This window comes from Mesorhizobium sp. A623, from assembly GCF_054489405.1.
In genome coordinates, this window is sequence record NZ_JBTMXB010000137.1 from 1 (window position 1) to 660 (window position 660).

The 660-nt window shown below is 59.1% G+C and carries 1 protein-coding gene and 1 pseudogene; both read left to right on the plus strand.

Annotated elements, in window-relative coordinates:
• Nucleotides 1-324, plus strand: a pseudogene (locus tag ACX3P1_RS28270) (hypothetical protein); the annotation flags it as partial.
• On the plus strand, nt 321-659 hold the full coding sequence (locus tag ACX3P1_RS28275; RefSeq protein ID WP_459083139.1) for an HNH endonuclease: 339 nt from the start codon (nt 321-323) through the stop codon (nt 657-659). The pseudogene ACX3P1_RS28270 and the gene ACX3P1_RS28275, both read left to right, overlap by 4 nt.
• Nucleotide 660: the final 1 nt, after the last annotated feature.

Below are 660 nucleotides of genomic sequence, written 5' to 3' on the forward strand. Positions count from 1 at the left end.
TTTGGTCTTGATGATGACCCCGACGTTGAACATCCGGCCGAAGCTCAAGCCAAGGCCGGCCAGCCTTTCGACCTCGAAAAAGCACTGGCCGATTTCTACGAAATCGCAACCGGCTGGCTTGGCTGGACGCCTGAAACCGCATGGAACGCAACGCCGGCCGAAATCCTCGCTGCACAGCGCGGGCTTATCGCCAAGCTGAAGGCCATCCACGGCACAGCCGAAGAAAAGCCAGATTATGATCCGCGCGAGGAAATCACGCCGGATCAGGCGAAACAGGGCATAGCCAAGCTTAGGGCGAATGCAAACCGTGGAAAGCCACAATGAGCAGGCCGCCACGCCTTTGCTCATGCGGTAGCATCGTTGCGCATAGTGTTCGCTGCCAATGCCAGATCACGGCAACACGCGAACGCAATGCCCGGCATGATCGCCGCCGACCTACTGCCCGGCAGCGTGGCTATGACCATGTGTGGCGTCGTGAAAGCAAAGCCTACCTAGTTGCACACCCGTATTGCCGAACGTGCGGAAACCCCGCCACGACCGTTGACCATATCATCAGGCATCGTGGCGACCGTTCCCTTTTCTGGAACCGGGCTAACTGGCAACCCCTTTGCACCCGGTGTCATTCCAGCGTGAAGCAACGGCAGGAGCGCAGCCAATGAC

What these genes read in the sequence shown, in the direction of transcription:
- ACX3P1_RS28275 (WP_459083139.1), top strand. Translation starts at nt 321, where the DNA reads ATGAGCAGGCCGCCACGCCTTTGCTCATGCGGTAGCATCGTTGCGCAT.